Annotated in this window: 15 protein-coding genes and 1 pseudogene; 3 read left to right on the top strand and 13 right to left on the bottom strand. The window is 56.7% G+C overall.

Features of this window, described 5'->3' with window-relative positions:
* The first annotated feature begins 3 nt into the window (after window positions 1-3).
* Both apaG and apaH read left to right on the top strand, forming a co-directional pair.
* Window positions 4-381, top strand: a complete 378-nt coding sequence (gene apaG / locus ACMWLG_RS09465) for a Co2+/Mg2+ efflux protein ApaG (RefSeq protein ID WP_032642599.1) — start codon at window positions 4-6, stop codon at window positions 379-381.
* A 4-nt stretch (window positions 382-385) separates the two neighbouring features.
* Window positions 386-1234 carry a bis(5'-nucleosyl)-tetraphosphatase (symmetrical) ApaH gene (gene apaH / locus ACMWLG_RS09460; RefSeq protein ID WP_045400970.1) on the top strand — a complete coding sequence of 283 codons (849 nt, stop codon included), beginning with the start codon at window positions 386-388 and terminating at the stop codon, window positions 1232-1234.
* A 39-nt stretch (window positions 1235-1273) separates the two neighbouring features.
* Here apaH and folA read toward each other — a convergent pair whose 3' ends face one another.
* The 13 genes and pseudogenes from folA to ACMWLG_RS09395 all read right to left on the bottom strand — a co-directional run bounded on the left by folA (window position 1274) and on the right by ACMWLG_RS09395 (window position 16572).
* Complete coding sequence (folA, locus tag ACMWLG_RS09455; RefSeq protein ID WP_008502023.1) at window positions 1274-1753, bottom strand: type 3 dihydrofolate reductase; 480 nt, start codon at window positions 1751-1753, stop codon at window positions 1274-1276.
* Window positions 1754-1867: 114 nt separating this feature from the next.
* The gene (gene kefC / locus ACMWLG_RS09450) at window positions 1868-3733 is read right to left on the bottom strand and encodes a glutathione-regulated potassium-efflux system protein KefC (protein ID WP_045400968.1); all 1866 of its coding nucleotides are present in this window, start codon (window positions 3731-3733) and stop codon (window positions 1868-1870) included.
* Window positions 3726-4256 (bottom strand): glutathione-regulated potassium-efflux system oxidoreductase KefF, encoded by a 531-nt coding sequence (kefF, locus tag ACMWLG_RS09445; protein ID WP_023310358.1) that lies wholly within the window; start codon window positions 4254-4256, stop codon window positions 3726-3728. Before kefF ends, kefC begins: the two co-directional genes overlap by 8 nt.
* Before the next feature lie 103 nt (window positions 4257-4359).
* Complete coding sequence (locus ACMWLG_RS09440; RefSeq protein WP_023310357.1) at window positions 4360-4593, bottom strand: YgdI/YgdR family lipoprotein; 234 nt, start codon at window positions 4591-4593, stop codon at window positions 4360-4362.
* 138 nt (window positions 4594-4731) lie between these two features.
* Window positions 4732-7956 carry a carbamoyl-phosphate synthase large subunit gene (gene carB, locus ACMWLG_RS09435; protein WP_023310356.1) on the bottom strand — a complete coding sequence of 1075 codons (3225 nt, stop codon included), beginning with the start codon at window positions 7954-7956 and terminating at the stop codon, window positions 4732-4734.
* Between the two features lie 18 nt (window positions 7957-7974).
* On the bottom strand, window positions 7975-9123 hold the full coding sequence (carA, locus tag ACMWLG_RS09430; protein ID WP_010427050.1) for a glutamine-hydrolyzing carbamoyl-phosphate synthase small subunit: 1149 nt from the start codon (window positions 9121-9123) through the stop codon (window positions 7975-7977).
* A gap of 453 nt (window positions 9124-9576) precedes the next feature.
* Window positions 9577-10398 (bottom strand): 4-hydroxy-tetrahydrodipicolinate reductase, encoded by an 822-nt coding sequence (dapB, locus tag ACMWLG_RS09425; RefSeq protein ID WP_045619425.1) that lies wholly within the window; start codon window positions 10396-10398, stop codon window positions 9577-9579.
* 205 nt (window positions 10399-10603) lie between these two features.
* On the bottom strand, window positions 10604-11554 hold the full coding sequence (gene ispH, locus ACMWLG_RS09420; protein WP_045355108.1) for a 4-hydroxy-3-methylbut-2-enyl diphosphate reductase: 951 nt from the start codon (window positions 11552-11554) through the stop codon (window positions 10604-10606).
* A gap of 1 nt (window position 11555) precedes the next feature.
* Window positions 11556-12005 (bottom strand): FKBP-type peptidyl-prolyl cis-trans isomerase, encoded by a 450-nt coding sequence (fkpB, locus tag ACMWLG_RS09415; protein WP_003856450.1) that lies wholly within the window; start codon window positions 12003-12005, stop codon window positions 11556-11558.
* A gap of 52 nt (window positions 12006-12057) precedes the next feature.
* Window positions 12058-12558 carry a signal peptidase II gene (lspA, locus tag ACMWLG_RS09410; protein ID WP_023310352.1) on the bottom strand — a complete coding sequence of 167 codons (501 nt, stop codon included), beginning with the start codon at window positions 12556-12558 and terminating at the stop codon, window positions 12058-12060.
* Window positions 12558-15374 carry an isoleucine--tRNA ligase gene (ileS, locus tag ACMWLG_RS09405; protein ID WP_045619426.1) on the bottom strand — a complete coding sequence of 939 codons (2817 nt, stop codon included), beginning with the start codon at window positions 15372-15374 and terminating at the stop codon, window positions 12558-12560. Before ileS ends, lspA begins: the two co-directional genes overlap by 1 nt.
* A 45-nt stretch (window positions 15375-15419) precedes the next feature.
* A complete protein-coding gene (gene ribF, locus ACMWLG_RS09400) occupies window positions 15420-16346 on the bottom strand; it encodes a bifunctional riboflavin kinase/FAD synthetase (RefSeq protein WP_023310350.1) in 927 nt (308 codons plus the stop codon).
* Between the two features lie 7 nt (window positions 16347-16353).
* Window positions 16354-16572, bottom strand: a pseudogene (locus ACMWLG_RS09395) (DUF2575 domain-containing protein).
* A gap of 101 nt (window positions 16573-16673) precedes the next feature.
* On the opposite strand from ACMWLG_RS09395, the gene rpsT reads away from it, so the two are divergent.
* The gene (gene rpsT / locus ACMWLG_RS09390) at window positions 16674-16937 is read left to right on the top strand and encodes a 30S ribosomal protein S20 (protein WP_003856458.1); all 264 of its coding nucleotides are present in this window, start codon (window positions 16674-16676) and stop codon (window positions 16935-16937) included.
* The last annotated feature ends 26 nt before the right edge of the window (window positions 16938-16963 follow it).

The following is a 16963-nucleotide window of genomic DNA, read 5'->3' as shown; positions in this document are numbered from 1 at the left end:
GCCATGATTGATTCGCCCCGCGTATGTGTCCATGTACAAAGCGTCTATGTTGAATCACAGTCCTCTCCGGAGGAAGAACGTTTTGTTTTCGCTTACACCGTGACCATTCGTAATCTGGGGCGGATGCCCGTGCAGCTGCGCGGGCGCTACTGGCTTATCACTAACGGCAATGGCCGCGAAATCGAAGTTCAGGGTGAAGGTGTGGTCGGTGAGCAGCCCCATATCGCCCCTGGCGAAGAGTACCAGTACACCAGCGGCGCGGTGATTGAAACGCCGATGGGTACCATGCAAGGCCATTATGAAATGGTCGACGTCGATGGCAATGATTTCCGCGTTGCCATTCCTGTGTTCCGTCTCGCCGTAACCACACTCATTCATTAATCTAATGTCTACATATCTGATTGGCGACGTTCACGGTTGCTACGATGAACTGATCGCATTATTAAAACAGGTCGACTTTACGCCAGGACAGGACACGCTCTGGCTGACGGGCGATTTAGTCGCGCGTGGCCCCGGCTCCCTTGAAGTATTACGTTTCGTCAAATCGCTGGGCGACAGCGTGCGCATGGTGCTAGGCAATCACGATCTGCATCTGCTGGCGGTTTTCGCCGGGATCAGCCGCAACAAACCTAAAGATCGCCTCACCCCACTGCTGGAAGCGCCGGACGCGGACGATCTGATTAACTGGCTGCGCCGTCAGCCCCTGCTGCAGATCGACGAAGAGAAAAAGCTGGTCATGGCGCATGCCGGGGTCACCCCACAATGGGATCTTGAGACGGCAAAAACCTGCGCGCGTGACGTTGAAGCGGTGCTGGCGAGCGACTCGTATCCTTTCTTCCTTGATGCCATGTACGGCGATATGCCGAACCACTGGAGCGAGGAACTGAGCGGTCTGGCCCGTCTGCGCTTTATCACCAACGCGTTCACCCGCATGCGTTTCTGCTTCCCGAACGGACAGCTGGATATGTATTCCAAAGAGACGCCGGAAAGCGCGCCCGCTCCGCTCAAACCGTGGTTTGCCATTCCGGGGCCGGTGACAAGCGAGTACAGCGTGGTGTTTGGTCACTGGGCTGCGCTGGAAGGAAAAGGAACACCGGAAGGGATTTACGGTCTGGATACCGGATGCTGCTGGGGCGGAGAGTTAACCTGCTTACGCTGGGAAGATAAAGCTTACTTTGTGCAGCCGTCCAACCGACAGCTGGACTTAGGAGAAAGTGAGGCCGTTGCCTCCTGATACGCTATTCCCTCTCCCGGCCGGGAGAGGGAAAATCACTTAACGACGTTCCAGAATCTCGAAGCAGTAGCTGTGGGAGTTCTGTGCATCCGCGTCGTGGAATTCGCTGAATACCGATTCCCACTCGTCCGGATCGTAGTCCGGGAAATGGGTATCCCCTTCCACTTCTGCATCAATGTGGGTCAGATACAGCTTCTGCGCTTTTGGCAGGAACTGCTCGTAGACGCGCCCACCGCCAATCACCATGATCTCTTCGGCATTGCCGCATGCAGCAATCGCCTCGTCTACTGATTTTACCCATTCGACGCGATCGTCAGTGCCCGGCTGGCTGCTGATAACGATATTCTTACGGCCCGGCAATGGACGACCAATCGACTCCCAGGTCAGGCGGCCCATCACTACCGGCTTGTTTAACGTAGTACGTTTAAACCATGCGAGATCGGCAGGCAGGTTCCACGGCATGGCATTTTCCATACCGATAACGCGGTCCACCGCCAGCGCTGCAATCAGACTGATCATTGAAAATTTCCCGGATGCAAAAAATTGCCGCCACTATACGGAAAGCTTAATCTTTCGTCGACTGGCGGCAGGGTAAAGATAAAGAAATTTTTTAATATTGCTGGCAACTCCACTTCACGCGGAAGGTTTACTCTCGGGCTCGTCAGCCGGATCGCCGGTATGCTTGCCCTCTTCCGTGCCCTGCCAGCCATGGCGCTGGATCAGCGACAGGTGGTTACGGTCCTCGTTAATGATTTCCGTCAGCATCGCGCTGGTGCGTTTGAACACCGCCGCGCGCTCGGTGGCCGTACTGCCGGCCATCGCCGCCATCTCTTCAACCATCTCGGTATTAAAGCGGCGGAACAGGTCTGCACGCTCACGCGCTTCATACGCCCCGAGCCCCAGGTTTTCCAGCGCCACGCGGCCAGACTTCAGCGCACCTTCAAACGTTTCACGCTCGGGCGCCTCTACGCCAGCCTGTCGCAACCGGATGTAGTGATCCACATCGCGCGCGCGGGAAATTATGGTCAGCGCCGGGAAATGTTCTTTTACCAGCTCCACCATCTGCATGCTGGTTTCCGGATCGTCAATGGCGTTAATCAACACCTCGGCTTTTGCCGCCCCGGCGGATTCCAGCAGATCGACGCGGGTTGCATCCCCGTAAAACACCTTCATATCAAATTTACGCAGGGTATCGACATGGTCGGGATCGTGATCGAGGATGACCATTTTCACTCCGCTCGACAGCAGTAAACGACCCACGATCTGCCCGTAGCGGCCAAATCCGGCGATGATGACGCGCGGCTGCTCCTCGTCGATCTCGTCGGCCTCGCGCTCATGCTCGCTGCCCGATTTTTCCAGGCGCGTCAGCATCACCAGCAGCACAGGCGTCGCCGCCATCGACAACGCGACCGCCAGCGTCAGCGCTTTCGCCCACTCCGGATCGAGGACGTTTGCCATCTGCGCGGCGCCAAAGACCACGAACGCAAATTCACTCCCCTGCCCCAGCAGCACGGCGAACCAGCGGCGCTGCTTATTCGGCACCTTCAGCGGACGCGCAATCAGCCACAGCATCGCCATCTTAATAACCAGGAACCCGACGAGCAGGATGACGATCCGCAACGGGTGCGTCACCAGCGTGCCGAAGTCGACGGACATCCCGACGCCGATGAAAAACAGACCCAGCAGCAGTCCTTTGAACGGCTCGATATCGCTTTCCAGCGCGTGACGGTATTCAGAGCTCGCCAGCAGAACGCCTGCGAGGAACGCCCCCATCGCCATCGACAGCCCGGCCTCCTCCAGCAGCAGACCGAAGCCAAACACCAGGAACAGCGCCACGGCGCTGAACACTTCGCGCAGGCCAGAGCGGGCAACAAACCGCAGCAGCGGGCGGGTGACGTAGCGACCAAGCAGCACCACCAGCGCCAGCGCGCCCGCCACCTTCAGCGCCGACAGCGCGAAAGCGCCCAGCGTGGTAGAGGAACCGCTGGCCGCCAGCAGCGGGATCATCGCCACCAGCGGGATAGCGGCAATGTCCTGGAACAGCAGCACTGAGAACGCGCTGCGTCCCATCTGGGAGACCGTCAGATTTCGCTCGTTCATCGCCTGCATGGCAATCGCCGTCGAGGAGAGCGCCAGCGTCATGCCGATGAGCTCTGCCACTTTCCAGTCCATACCCAACAGGATGCAGAACCCACCCAGCAGCAGGCCGCAGGCCACCATCTGCAGCGCGCCGCCGCCAAATACCGAGGCGCGAAGCTTCCACAGCCGCTGCGGGTCGAGCTCCAGGCCAATCACAAACAGCATCAGCACCACGCCGATTTCAGCGAAATGGAGAATCGCCTCGGCATCCGTGACCAGCCGAAAGCCCCACGGCCCAATGACGCAGCCCGCAATCAGGTAGCCGAGCACCGAGCCCAGCCCCAGGCGTACCGCCACGGGTACAATCAGCGCCGCCGCGCCGAGGTAAATCAGCGCCTGTATCAGCGTATGGCTATCCATGGTGCGTCTCCTGCCACTCAAGTAAGCGTTGTTTATAATGACGAGCCTGCGCCTGCAGCGTTTCATCGTCGCAAACAAACGTGCAGTGCATCGCAAAAGGCGGGAGCCAGTTCAGGCCGCAATAGAGCGCAGTCGCCTGCAGCGGCTGCGCCAGGACGTCAAAACCCGGGAAGGAACCGATATCAAAATGGCTTTCACCACCGCCGGTGGTGACCGCCCACATCAGGCTTTTTCCTTTTAGCGCATTGCCGTTGTGTCCGTACGCCCAGCCGTGGGAGAAGACTTTATCAATCCACAGCTTCAGGAGCGGAGGCGTGCTGTACCACTGCATGGGGTGCTGCCAGATAATCAGATCGGCACGGGAGAGCGCCTCCTGTTCGGCGGCGATATCGATATTAAAATCGGGATAAAGTTGATAGAGGGAACGTATCTCTACGTTATCAAGCGTCCTTACCTGCTCAAGCATCCGCTTATTCGCATGCGAGTGCTGCGGATAAGGATGGGCATAAATTATCAGAATCATTGATTAGCCTGTTGTTACTGCTTTCTTTTAACAAAAGAGTGTAGTCAGTAATTCAACAGGCTAATAGTGAATATTATTGACGGGCTTACGTCAGAATTCTGAATTAGTTATCCAGCTCGCCCATGGATTTCACCTGGTCACGGTTGATCTGCTCGGTTTGACCGGTTTCGGCGTTTTTATACGACACCAGACCGGTATCGTCATCTACCTGCGGTTTGCCGTCGGTGACAATGGTTTTGCCATCGGTGGTTTTTACGGCCTGATTAGACGAACAGCCCGCAACGGTAAACATTGTCGTTGCAGCCAGAACGGAAGCGATCAGTAATTTATTTTGCATGGTGTTTTCCCCTGCTCTCAGTTGAATTTCGTTATCGACCTAACCATTTTAGGCTAACTGACTGAATGCGGATGAAAAACCAGAAGGTTCTGAAGATGGGAGAATGCCCGGCAACCGAACGGCACCGGGCATTTTTACTTACTTGCTAATCTGCGCGTGCATTTCCTGAACCGAAATCACCTTCTCGGTGGCATCCGCGTTCAGCGCCATGGCCGTCGCGAAACCGCCGTTCAGGGTGGTGTCGTAGTGCACTTTGTACTGCAGCGCGCTGCGGCGAATCAGCTTGGAGTCTTCAATCGCCTGGCGGCCTGCGGTGGTATTGATGATGTAGGTGTACTCGCCATTCTTGATACGGTCCTGAATGTGCGGACGACCTTCATGCACCTTGTTCACCAGACGCGGGTTGATGCCGGCTTCGCCCAGCACAATCGCCGTACCGTGGGTTGCGTCCAGCTCGAAGCCCTGTTTCAGCAGCTTGGCGGCCAGGTCAACCACGCGCTCTTTGTCGCCTTCGCGAACGGAGAGCAGCGCACGGCCTGATTTTCTCATGGTGGAGCTACTGCCCAGCTGCGCCTTCGCGAACGCTTCGGCGAAGGTGCGGCCCACGCCCATCACTTCCCCGGTAGAGCGCATTTCTGGCCCTAACAGCGGGTCAACGCCCGGGAATTTGTTGAACGGCAGCACCACTTCTTTCACCGAGTAGTACGGTGGAATGATCTCTTTGGTCACGCCCTGCTGCGCCAGCGTCTGGCCCGCCATCACGCGCGCCGCCACTTTCGCCAGCGGTACGCCGGTGGCTTTGGAGACGAACGGTACGGTACGTGCCGCACGCGGGTTCACTTCAATCAGGTAGACTTCGTTGTCTTTCACCGCGAACTGGACGTTCATCAGGCCGCGAACCTGCAGCTCGAAGGCCAGCTTCTGCACCTGCTGGCGCATCACGTCCTGAATCTCCTGGCTCAGCGTGTACGCCGGCAGAGAACAGGCGGAGTCGCCGGAGTGCACGCCAGCCTGCTCGATGTGCTCCATGATGCCGCCAATCAGCACCATTTCGCCGTCGCAGATGGCGTCCACATCCACTTCCACCGCGTCGTCGAGGAAGCGGTCGAGCAGCACTGGCGCATCGTTCGACACGCTCACAGCGGTCTGGAAGTAGCGACGCAGGTCGGCTTCGTCATACACGATTTCCATCGCGCGGCCGCCCAGCACGTACGAAGGACGCACCACCAGCGGGTAGCCAATTTCTTTCGCCTTCTCAACGGCCATTTCAATGGCGGTGACGGTGGCGTTCGCCGGCTGTTTCAGCTTCAGACGGTCAACCGCCTGCTGGAAACGCTCGCGGTCTTCAGCACGGTCAATCGCGTCCGGGCTGGTGCCGATAACCGGCACGCCTGCTGCTTCCAGCGCGCGCGCCAGCTTCAGCGGGGTCTGGCCGCCGTACTGCACGATAACGCCTTTTGGCTTCTCGATGCGCACGATTTCCAGCACGTCTTCCAGGGTAACCGGCTCGAAGTAGAGGCGGTCAGAGGTGTCGTAGTCGGTAGAGACGGTTTCCGGGTTACAGTTGACCATGATGGTCTCGTAACCGTCTTCGCGCAGCGCCAGCGAGGCGTGTACGCAGCAGTAGTCGAACTCGATGCCCTGGCCGATACGGTTTGGACCGCCGCCCAGCACCATAATCTTGTCGCGGTCGACGGACGGGTTCGCTTCGCACTCGTCTTCATAGGTGGAGTACATGTAGGCGGTGTCGGTTGAGAACTCTGCCGCACAGGTGTCCACGCGCTTGTAGACCGGGTGCAGGTCATACTGGTCGCGCAGCTTGCGGATTTCCGCTTCACGCACGCCCGCCAGCTTAGCCAGACGCGCATCGGCGAAGCCTTTACGCTTCAGCACGCGCAGGAAGTCAGCGTCCAGGCCGGTGATGCCCAGCTCCGCGACCTGCTCTTCCAGACGCACCAGCTCCTCAATCTGCACCAGGAACCAGCGGTCAATGTTGGTCAGGTTGAACACGCCGTCGACGGACAGGCCCGCACGGAAGGCATCGGCGATGTACCAGATACGCTCAGCGCCCGCGTCTTTCAGCTCGCGGCGAATTTTGGTCAGCGCTTCCGGGTCGTCCAGGCTCACTTTCGGGTCGAAGCCGGTCGCGCCCACTTCGAGGCCGCGCAGCGCTTTCTGCAGGGATTCCTGCTGCGTGCGGCCAATCGCCATCACTTCACCGACAGATTTCATCTGGGTGGTCAGACGGTCGTTCGCGCCCGCGAATTTCTCGAAGTTGAAGCGAGGAATTTTGGTCACAACGTAGTCGATGGACGGCTCGAAGGACGCAGGCGTGCGGCCACCGGTGATGTCGTTCATCAGCTCGTCGAGGGTGTAACCCACCGCCAGCTTCGCCGCCACTTTCGCAATCGGGAAGCCGGTCGCTTTAGAGGCCAGCGCGGAGGAACGGGACACGCGCGGGTTCATTTCGATAACAATCAGACGGCCGGTTTTCGGGTTCACCGAGAACTGCACGTTAGAACCGCCGGTTTCCACGCCGATTTCACGCAGTACCGCCATCGAGGCGTTACGCATGATTTGATACTCTTTGTCGGTCAGGGTCTGGGCTGGCGCAACGGTGATGGAGTCGCCGGTGTGGATACCCATCGCATCGAAGTTTTCGATGGAGCAGACGATGATGCAGTTGTCGTTTTTATCACGCACCACTTCCATCTCGTACTCTTTCCAGCCAATCAGCGATTCATCAATCAGCAGCTCTTTGGTTGGGGAGAGATCCAGACCGCGCTCGCAAATCTCTTCGAACTCTTCGCGGTTGTAGGCGATACCGCCGCCGGTGCCGCCCATGGTGAACGATGGACGGATGATGCACGGATAGCCCACGTCAGCCGCGACGGCCAGCGCTTCTTCCATGTTATGTGCGATACCGGAACGCGCGGTGTCGAGGCCGATTTTCTTCATTGCCACGTCGAAGCGGCGACGGTCTTCTGCTTTATCAATCGCGTCGGCGGTCGCACCAATCATGGTCACGCCGAACTCTTCCAGCACGCCCTGACGCTCCAGCTCCAGCGCACAGTTCAGCGCCGTCTGGCCGCCCATGGTTGGCAGCACCGCGTCCGGACGCTCTTTCTCGATGATTTTACGCACCACTTCCCAGTGAATCGGCTCAATGTAGGTAGCATCGGCCATTTCCGGGTCGGTCATAATGGTGGCCGGGTTAGAGTTCACCAGGATAACGCGGTAACCCTCTTCGCGCAGGGCTTTACAAGCCTGCGCGCCGGAGTAGTCGAATTCGCAGGCCTGGCCGATGACGATCGGGCCAGCGCCAAGGATCAGGATGCTTTTTATGTCTGTACGTTTTGGCATTGTCTTCTCGGCTCCTGATTATTTAGCGGTCTTACGGTATTGCTCGATAAGTTCGATGAAGTGATCGAACAGCGGCGCGGCGTCGTGCGGGCCCGGGCTCGCTTCCGGGTGGCCCTGGAAGCTGAACGCAGGCTTATCGGTGCGATGAATCCCCTGCAGGGTGCCATCGAACAGCGACTTATGGGTCACGCGCAGGTTAGCCGGCATTGAGGCTTCATCGACGGCGAAGCCGTGGTTCTGCGCGGTGATCATCACCGTGTTGTTATCGATATCTTTTACCGGGTGGTTACCGCCGTGGTGGCCGAACTTCATCTTAACGGTGTTTGCACCGCTCGCCAGCGCCAGCAGCTGATGGCCGAGGCAAATGCCGAATACCGGGATGTCGGTTTCCAGGAAGGACTTGATGGCGGCGATGGCGTAATCGCACGGCGCCGGGTCACCAGGGCCGTTGGACAGGAAAATACCGTCCGGATTCATCTTCAGCACGTCTTCGGCGGACGTTTGTGCCGGCACCACCGTCAGGCGGCAGCCGCGGTCAACCAGCATGCGCAGGATGTTGCGCTTGGCGCCGAAATCGTAGGCCACCACGTGGAACGGCAGCTCGCTCTCTTTTTTCGCTTCCGGCAGGTCGCCTTCCAGCGTCCAGCTACCCTGAGTCCAGCTGTAGGCTTCAGCAGTAGTCACTTCTTTCGCCAGGTCCATGCCGTTCAGGCCCGGGAAGGCTTTCGCTTTTTCCAGCGCCAGCGTCGCATCGAGGTTATCACCCGCGATGATGCAGCCGTTCTGTGCACCCTTCTCGCGCAGCAGACGCGTTAATTTACGGGTATCGATATCGGCAATCGCCACGATGTTATGGCGCTTCAGGTAAGAAGAGAGGTCTTCGGTATTGCGGAAGTTGCTGGCAATCAGCGGCAGGTCGCGGATGACCAGGCCTTGCGCATGTACCTGAGAGGATTCTTCGTCAGCCGCGTTGGTGCCGACATTGCCGATATGAGGGTAAGTAAGAGTAACGATTTGGCGAGAATAGGAAGGATCAGTGAGGATTTCTTGATAACCGGTCATTGAAGTATTGAAAACGACTTCCCCAACCGCCGAACCCGTTGCCCCTATGGCCCGACCGATAAACTGGGTTCCGTCTTCCAGAACCAATAGCGCTGACTTAATCAAAACACCCTCCAGAGAATATTCACTCACTTTATTTGCATATTAATTCATAGCATGTCATGGATCAATGCAAATGTGTTGCCAGCGGATTTTTGGCAAACGGCGGCATTCTGGAGATTTGGTGGGTAAAAGTCAACTTAAAACGGATATTTTGCTTAACCTTTTGCAAGCCTGGCGAGCGGAACAGAGCTTAAGCAACAAAAAGATCAGGTAAATCACTGCAGAAAACGCTTGCGCGCCGGGTTTAATAAAAAATGTCGTGTTGGAGCATGAAAAAGTAGACCGGATGGTCAAAATTTACATTTCAGTAACGTTAAAACGCTATAAGAGATATATTTTTAGAGCATTAAGCAAAAGCACGCGATGAAACAGATAAAATAAAAGGGCAATAAAATATTGCCCTATGCAATCAAACAATTACGACTGCAATAACCACATCACGATGGGTAATAATGCTTACAAATTGTTGAGATCGAGCACGTCTCGCATATCAAAAAGACCATCTTCCTTGTTTTTAAGCCACAAAGCGGAACGTACCGCACCGTTGGCGAACGTCATTCGGCTGGAGGCTTTATGCGTAATTTCGACACGTTCGCCAATATCGGCGAACATCGCCGTGTGTTCGCCGACGATGTCGCCCGCGCGCACGGTTGCAAAGCCAATGGTGCCAGGCACGCGTTCGCCGGTGTAACCTTCGCGGGTATAGACCGCGCAGTCTTTTAAATCTTTATCTAGTGCATGCGCAATTGCTTCGCCCATCGCCAGCGCCGTGCCAGATGGCGCATCAACCTTGTAACGGTGGTGAGCTTCTACGATCTCGATATCGGTATAGTTGCCCATTACCTTCGCGGCCTTCTCCAGCAGCTTCAGCATGACGTTAACGCCGACGCTGAAGTTTGCGGCGAAGACAATCGCAATTTCTTTGGATGCATCCTGGATAGCCTGCTTGCCCGCATCGTCAAAACCGGTGGTGCCGATCACCATCCCTTTGCCGTGCTGACGGCAAAATGCCAGATGCGCGAGCGTCCCTTCCGGGCGGGTAAAATCGATGAAGACATCGAAATCCTCTTTAACCGCCTCCAGGCTGCTTTGCACGGTAACGCCCGTGTGGCCTGCGCCCGCCAGCTCACCGGCATCGGCCCCCAGAAGCGACGAACCTTCACGCTCCAGTGCCGCGCCAAGCGCGACGCCATCCATCTGAAGTGCCGCCTGAATCAGCTGACGGCCCATACGTCCACCCGCGCCCGCAATGGCGACACGGATCTGTGCATCATGCATAGTTATTCTCTTACGTTAAAATGATGTAAACCGTTTTCAGATTAACCAGCCTTGAGAAGCACTGCCAACTGAAAACACCGATAATTAGAATTTAACGTGAAACCGACTTAAATATCAGTAAAAGACATGATTTTGTCGTCACGATAAAGTAACGGGTAAAAAAAAGGCCAGCACAGGAGGTGCTGGCCTTTCATCAGAAAAAGGACTATTCGACTTCGCGGGCGTCGATGCGCAGTTCTTTCGGGACTTCGAAAACGATGTTCTCTTCACGCCCTTCCAGCGGAATAGCCTCGCCACCGCCCAGCTCCTGCAGACGGGTAATCACGTTTTGCACCAGAATATCCGGCGCGGAAGCGCCTGCGGTGACGCCTACACATTTCGCCTCTTTCACCCACGCTTCCTGAATGTCCGTAGCATCGTCGATCAGAAACGCCGCTTTCCCCATACGCTGCGCCAGTTCGGCCAGACGGTTGGAGTTAGACGAGTTTTTGGAGCCGACCACCAGCACCACATCCGCCTGTTCAGCCAGCGCGCGCACCGCTTCCTGACGGTTAGTGGTCGCGTAGCAGATATCATCCTTACGCGGACCGACGATTTTCGGGAAGCGCTGACGCAGCGCGTCAATCACGTCTGAGGTATCGTCTACGGAGAGCGTCGTCTGAGTCATAAACGACAGACGGGCCTCATTTTTAACGTTCAGCGTAAAGACATCTTCAGGCGACTCAACCAGATACATCCCCCCTTCCGGGTTGCTGTACTGCCCCATGGTGCCTTCGACTTCCGGATGGCCGGCATGGCCAATCAGAATCGACTCTTCACCACGACGGCTGGCGCGCGCCACTTCCATATGCACTTTTGTCACCAGCGGACAGGTGGCATCGAAGACGGTCAGGTCGCGGCTTTTCGCTTCGTTACGTACCGCCTGCGAGACGCCGTGCGCGGAGAAGATCAGGATCGCACCGTCCGGCACTTCGCTGATCTGCTCGATAAAGATGGCGCCGCGCTCGCGCAGGCTGTCGACCACGTAGCGGTTGTGCACCACTTCGTGACGCACATAAATCGGCGCGCCGTAAATCTCCAGCGCGTTTTCAACAATGCTGATAGCGCGGTCTACACCGGCGCAGAAGCCGCGCGGGTTAGCCAACAGGATCTGCATTTCAGGCCTCCAGCGCAGGATCGATTTCCAGCACTTCAACATCAAAATGAACGGTACGCCCGGCAAGCGGATGGTTGAAGTCAACGGTAATAGAGTCGCCGTTGATTTCGCGGATCACGCCAGGCATTTCGCTGCCGTCCATAGCGGTAAAGAGCATAATCGCGCCGATTTCCGGTTCACCTGCATCCATAAACTCGCGGCGCGAGAAATACTGGATCAGGTCCGGACTCGGCACGCCAAACGCGGCATCCGGCTCCAGCGAAAAGGCTTTTTTCTCACCCTCTTTCAGGCCCAGAAGCTGCTGCTCAAGACCTTCAGACAGGGAGGTATCGCCCAGGCGAAACAGGGCTGGTTTGCCGTTATTGCGGGTGGATTCGGCCGTGGAGCCGTCATCCAGCTTCAGCGTGAAGTGAACGAGAACCGCGCTGTTGCTCTGTACGGATTTAGACATGCAAATTGCTCACTTGTTTTGCCCGGTGGCGTTACGCCGCCGGGCGAGTGTGTTACGCCTGCTCTTTCGCGGCGGGTTTAGGCAGGAAGCCTTCCAGCACGATTAACGCGGCGCCAACGCAAATTGCGGTGTCGGCCAGGTTAAAGGTCGCGAAGTGCCAGTCGCCGACGTAGAAGTCGATCATATCGACCACAAAGCCGTGCCACAGGCGGTCAAACAGGTTGCCCAGCGCGCCGCCAATGATCAGCGCGTAGGCGATGTTATTCAGCTTTTGCGTCGCCTTCGAGCGGTACATCAGCACCGCGAGGATCACGCAGATACCGAGAGCGATACCCGCAAAGAACCAGCGCTGCCAGCCACCGCTGTCGGCAAGGAAACTAAACGCTGCGCCGTAGTTACGCGCGTAGTGCAGGTTAAGCGACGGGAACAGCGGAACCGTCTCCCCCAGAGCAAAATTCTGGAGGATCAGGAACTTGCTGCCCAGATCGATAATCAGCACCACCACAACCAGCCACAGCCAGCGCAGTCCTGTTGAACAGAGAGTTTTACTCATCAGGCAAACTTACGTTTTTCGCCGTCACCGGCGACGTTGCTTACACAGCGTCCGCAGATGTCTGCGTGTTCCGCCACCAGGCCAACATCGGTGGTGTAATGCCAGCAACGCGGGCATTTCTCACCGTCGGCTTTGCTCAGCGCGACTTTCAGTCCTTTGAGCAGTTCGCTCTGCTGAGCATCAGCAGAAGCATCGGCATAATCCGCAACTTTCGCACCGGAGGTCAACAGGACAAATCGTAATTCATCGCCCAGCGCCGTCAGCTTCGCCGCCAGCTCCGGTTCGGCGTACAGCGTAACTGCCGCTTCCAGAGAGCCGCCGACTTTTTTGTCTGCGCGCGCCTGCTCGATAACCTTGTTCACTTCGCCACGCACTTTCAGCAGCTCGTCCCAGAAGGCATCGTTCATTGCTTCGGTGCTGGAGAGATCGAACAGACCTTCGTACCACTCGCCCGTGAACACATACTTCTCACGATCGCCCGGCAGGTAGCCCCAGATTTCGTCCGCGGTGAAGGACATGATCGGCGCCATCCAGCGCACCAGCGCTTCTGCAATGTGGAACAGCGCGGTCTGGCAGCTACGACGCGCCACGCTGTCCGCCTTCGCGGTGTACTGGCGGTCTTTGATGATGTCGAGGTAGAACGAGCCCATCTCGATGGAGCAGAAGCGCATCAGGCGCTGCACCACTTCGTGGAAGTCGTAAGACTCATAGGCTTTCAGGATATCTTCCTGCGCCGCTTTCGCGCAGCCTACCGCCCAGCGGTCCAGCACCACCATCTCTTCCGGTTTCACCATGTCTTTTGCCGGATCGAACCCGTTCAGGTTCGCCAGCAGGAAGCGCGCGGTGTTACGGATACGACGATAGCTGTCGGCAGCACGCTTCAGGATCTCGTCAGACACCGCCATTTCGCCGGTGTAATCGGTAGAGGCCACCCACAGACGCAGAATGTCTGCGCCCAGCTTGTTCATCACATCCTGCGGAGAAACGGTGTTACCGATAGATTTGGACATCTTGCGGCCCTGACCATCCACGGTGAAGCCGTGAGTCAGTACCTGACGGTAAGGTGCTTTACCCTTCATGGCGGTGGAGATCATCAGAGATGACATGAACCAGCCGCGGTGTTGGTCAGATCCTTCCAGATACATATCGGCAGCGTGACCGGCAAATTCCGGACGCACGTCAACCACGGAGGAGTGAGTAGACCCGGAGTCGAACCACACGTCCAGGGTATCCGGCACTTTCTCGTAGTTGTCTGCGTCAGCGCCCAGGATGTCGCGGGCGTCGAGATCCCACCACGCCTGAATGCCGTCAACTTCGACGCGCTTCGCCACTTCTTCCATCAGTTCCAGAGTGTTCGGGTGCAGCTCCTGCGTCTCTTTATGTACGAACAGAGACATCGGCACGCCCCAGGTACGCTGACGGGAGATACACCAGTCAGGACGGTTAGCCACCATGGATTCGATACGCGCCTGGCCCCAGTCAGGGATCCACTGCACACCTTTGATCTCTTTCAGAGACTGCTCGCGCAGGCCTTTCTGATCCATGCTGACGAACCACTGCGGGGTCGCACGGAAGATGATCGGGGTCTTGTGACGCCAGCAGCACGGATAGCTGTGCTGCATTTTTTCAACGTGCAGCAGCGCGCCGCTGGTGCGCAGCATGTCGACGATGATGTCGTTCGCTTTGAAGACGTTGATACCGTCCAGCGCCGGGTAGGTGCCAGGCAGATAAGATCCGTCCGGGCCAACCGGGTTAGCGATTTCCAGACCGTACTTCAGGCTGATGTTGTAGTCGTCAGGACCGTGGCCACCGGCGGTATGCACTGCACCGGTACCCGCTTCCAGCGTCACGTGGTCGCCCAGGATCGCCGGAACGTCGAAGTCCAGGAACGGGTGTTTGAAGCGCATCAGCTCCAGCGCGTCGCCTTTCACGGTGCCCAGCACGGTGTAGTCGCTGATATGCGCGCGCTTCAGCACGCTCTCAACCAGATCTTTCGCCAGGATAACCGCCTGACCTTCAACCTGAACCAGCGCGTATTCGAACTCACCGGACAGGGAGATCGCACGGTTCGCCGGCAGGGTCCACGGAGTGGTGGTCCAGATCACCAGAGAGATCGGGCCGTTTACCGAGGAGACGCCAAATTTAGCCTTCACCGCATCTTGATCGACGGCATGGAACGCCACGTCGATAGATGGAGAGGTTTTGTCGTAATATTCAACTTCCGCTTCTGCCAGCGCAGAGCGGCAATCCACGCACCAGTGCACCGGCTTAGCGCCTTTGTGCAGGTGGCCATTACCGATGATTTTACCCAGCGCACGGATGATGTTGGCTTCCGTTTTGAAGTCCATGGTCAGGTACGGATGCGACCAGTCGCCCAGCACGCCCAGACGGATGAAGTCAGCGCGCTGACCGTCAACCTGTGTGGCTGCGTATTCGCGGCACTTCGCACGGAACTCGGCGGCGGTGAACTTCTCACCCGGTTTGCCGAACTCTTGCTCCACTTTCAGCTCGATTGGCAGACCGTGGCAGTCCCAGCCTGGAACGTAAGGCGAGTCATATCCCGTGAGGCCTTTGGACTTCACGATAATGTCTTTCAGAATCTTGTTAACCGAGTGACCAATATGAATGCTGCCATTCGCATATGGAGGGCCATCATGCAGAATGAAGGTTTTTTTGCCTTTTTTGGCTGCACGAATGATGCCGTACAGGTCATCATCGGTCCAACGCGCCAGCATTCCCGGTTCGCGCTTGGCGAGATCGCCGCGCATCGGGAACCCTGTTTCCGGCAAATTCAGGGTTGATTTATAGTCACTCATCAGATTCTCGGTTCCGTATTTATCACGTAGGCAGTTAAGCCGGGTTCAAAGCCCAAAAAACTCGCGGGCCGTCAATTCATCTCGCGCAATTTGCGCTTTTAGTTCATCCAGCGAACCAAATCGCTGCTCGTTGCGTATTTTTTTACGCAGTATCACATCTATATGGCGACCATAGAGGTCCATTACAACGTCCAGCAGGTGCACTTCTAACTGTTGACGCACACCGGCGACGGTCGGACGCGTGCCAATGTTGGCGACGCCGTAGAACGGCTTATCGCCCAGTCCTGCTACTTCCACCGCATACACCCCTTTAACCGGGGAAACCTGACGACGCAGCGGTATATTCGCCGTCGGGAAGCCTATCGTGCGGCCCAGCGCATCGCCATGGACCACGCGGCCAGAGATAGTGAACGGATGCCCCAGCAGGGTTTCTGCCGTGTCCAGGTCATCATTAGCCAGCGCCTGACGCACCGCCGTGCTGCTGACGCGTACGCCGCCTTCGCAGAAGGTCATCGCGCTGGTGACGTCAAATCCATACTCCAGACCAGCCTTCTGTAATAGCAAGAAATCGCCCTGACGACCAGCGCCAAAGCGGAAATCATCACCCACGGCGAGAAACTGTACGCCAAGACGCTTAACCAGCAGGTCGCTGACGAAATTTTGTGCTGTCAGCGCGGCAAAGCGACGATCGAAACGTAAACACAATACATAGTCCACGCCGGACTCCGCCAGATAGCGCAATTTCTCGCGCAGGCGAGTGAGTCGGGCGGGAGATTTATCGCCCGCGAACAGCTCCAGCGGCTGCGGCTCGAAAATCATCACTACTACGGGCAGGCCGCGGGCCTCCCCTTCTTTACGCAATCCCTGCAACAGCGCCTGATGACCACGATGCACGCCGTCGAAATTACCAATAGTCAGCACGCACCCGTGTGGCGCGCTGCTGAGATTATGTATGCCGCGTATCAGCTTCATGTCTGGCTCAAAACAGTGAAAATCGCCAAAGTATACCTTGTACAGCGGTTAAGGTTAACCGGCGATTGTTCGCGCAAAACAGAAAGCCGTAATGATTTCATCAGGCTGACCTTTCGCAGCGAAAAAATCTGCTCCTGAACTGCGATTTTTATGCTGAAAGGCTGTATTCAGGGAAGACAAGCTGGTAGAATCCTGCGCCATCACTACGTAACGTAGCGTCGCTAATTAACGGCGCTTATTTGCACAAATCCATTGACAAAAGAAGGCAAAGAGGGCATATTCCTCGGCCTTTGAATTGTCCACATAGAACATATTTGGGAGTTGGACTTGGCTAATATCAAATCAGCTAAGAAACGTGCCGTTCAGTCTGAAAAGGCTCGTAAGCACAACGCAAGCCGTCGCTCTATGATGCGTACTTTCATCAAGAAAGTATACGCAGCAATCGAAGCAGGCGACAAAGCTGCAGCGCAGAACGCATTTAACGAAATGCAACCAATCGTGGATCGTCAGGCTGCTAAAGGTCTGATCCACAAAAACAAAGCAGCGCGTCATAAAGCAAACCTGACCGCGCAGATCAACAAACTGGCTTAATCGCTACTTGTTGTTGCTTGTTTAAA

It is taken from the genome of Enterobacter sp. 01-M-02-SI-ECC, from assembly GCF_047530595.1.
GTDB classification, from domain to species: domain Bacteria; phylum Pseudomonadota; class Gammaproteobacteria; order Enterobacterales; family Enterobacteriaceae; genus Enterobacter; species Enterobacter cloacae_M.
The sequence above is the reverse complement of the archived record's forward strand: the minus strand, read 5'-3'. Positions and strand labels throughout refer to the sequence as shown.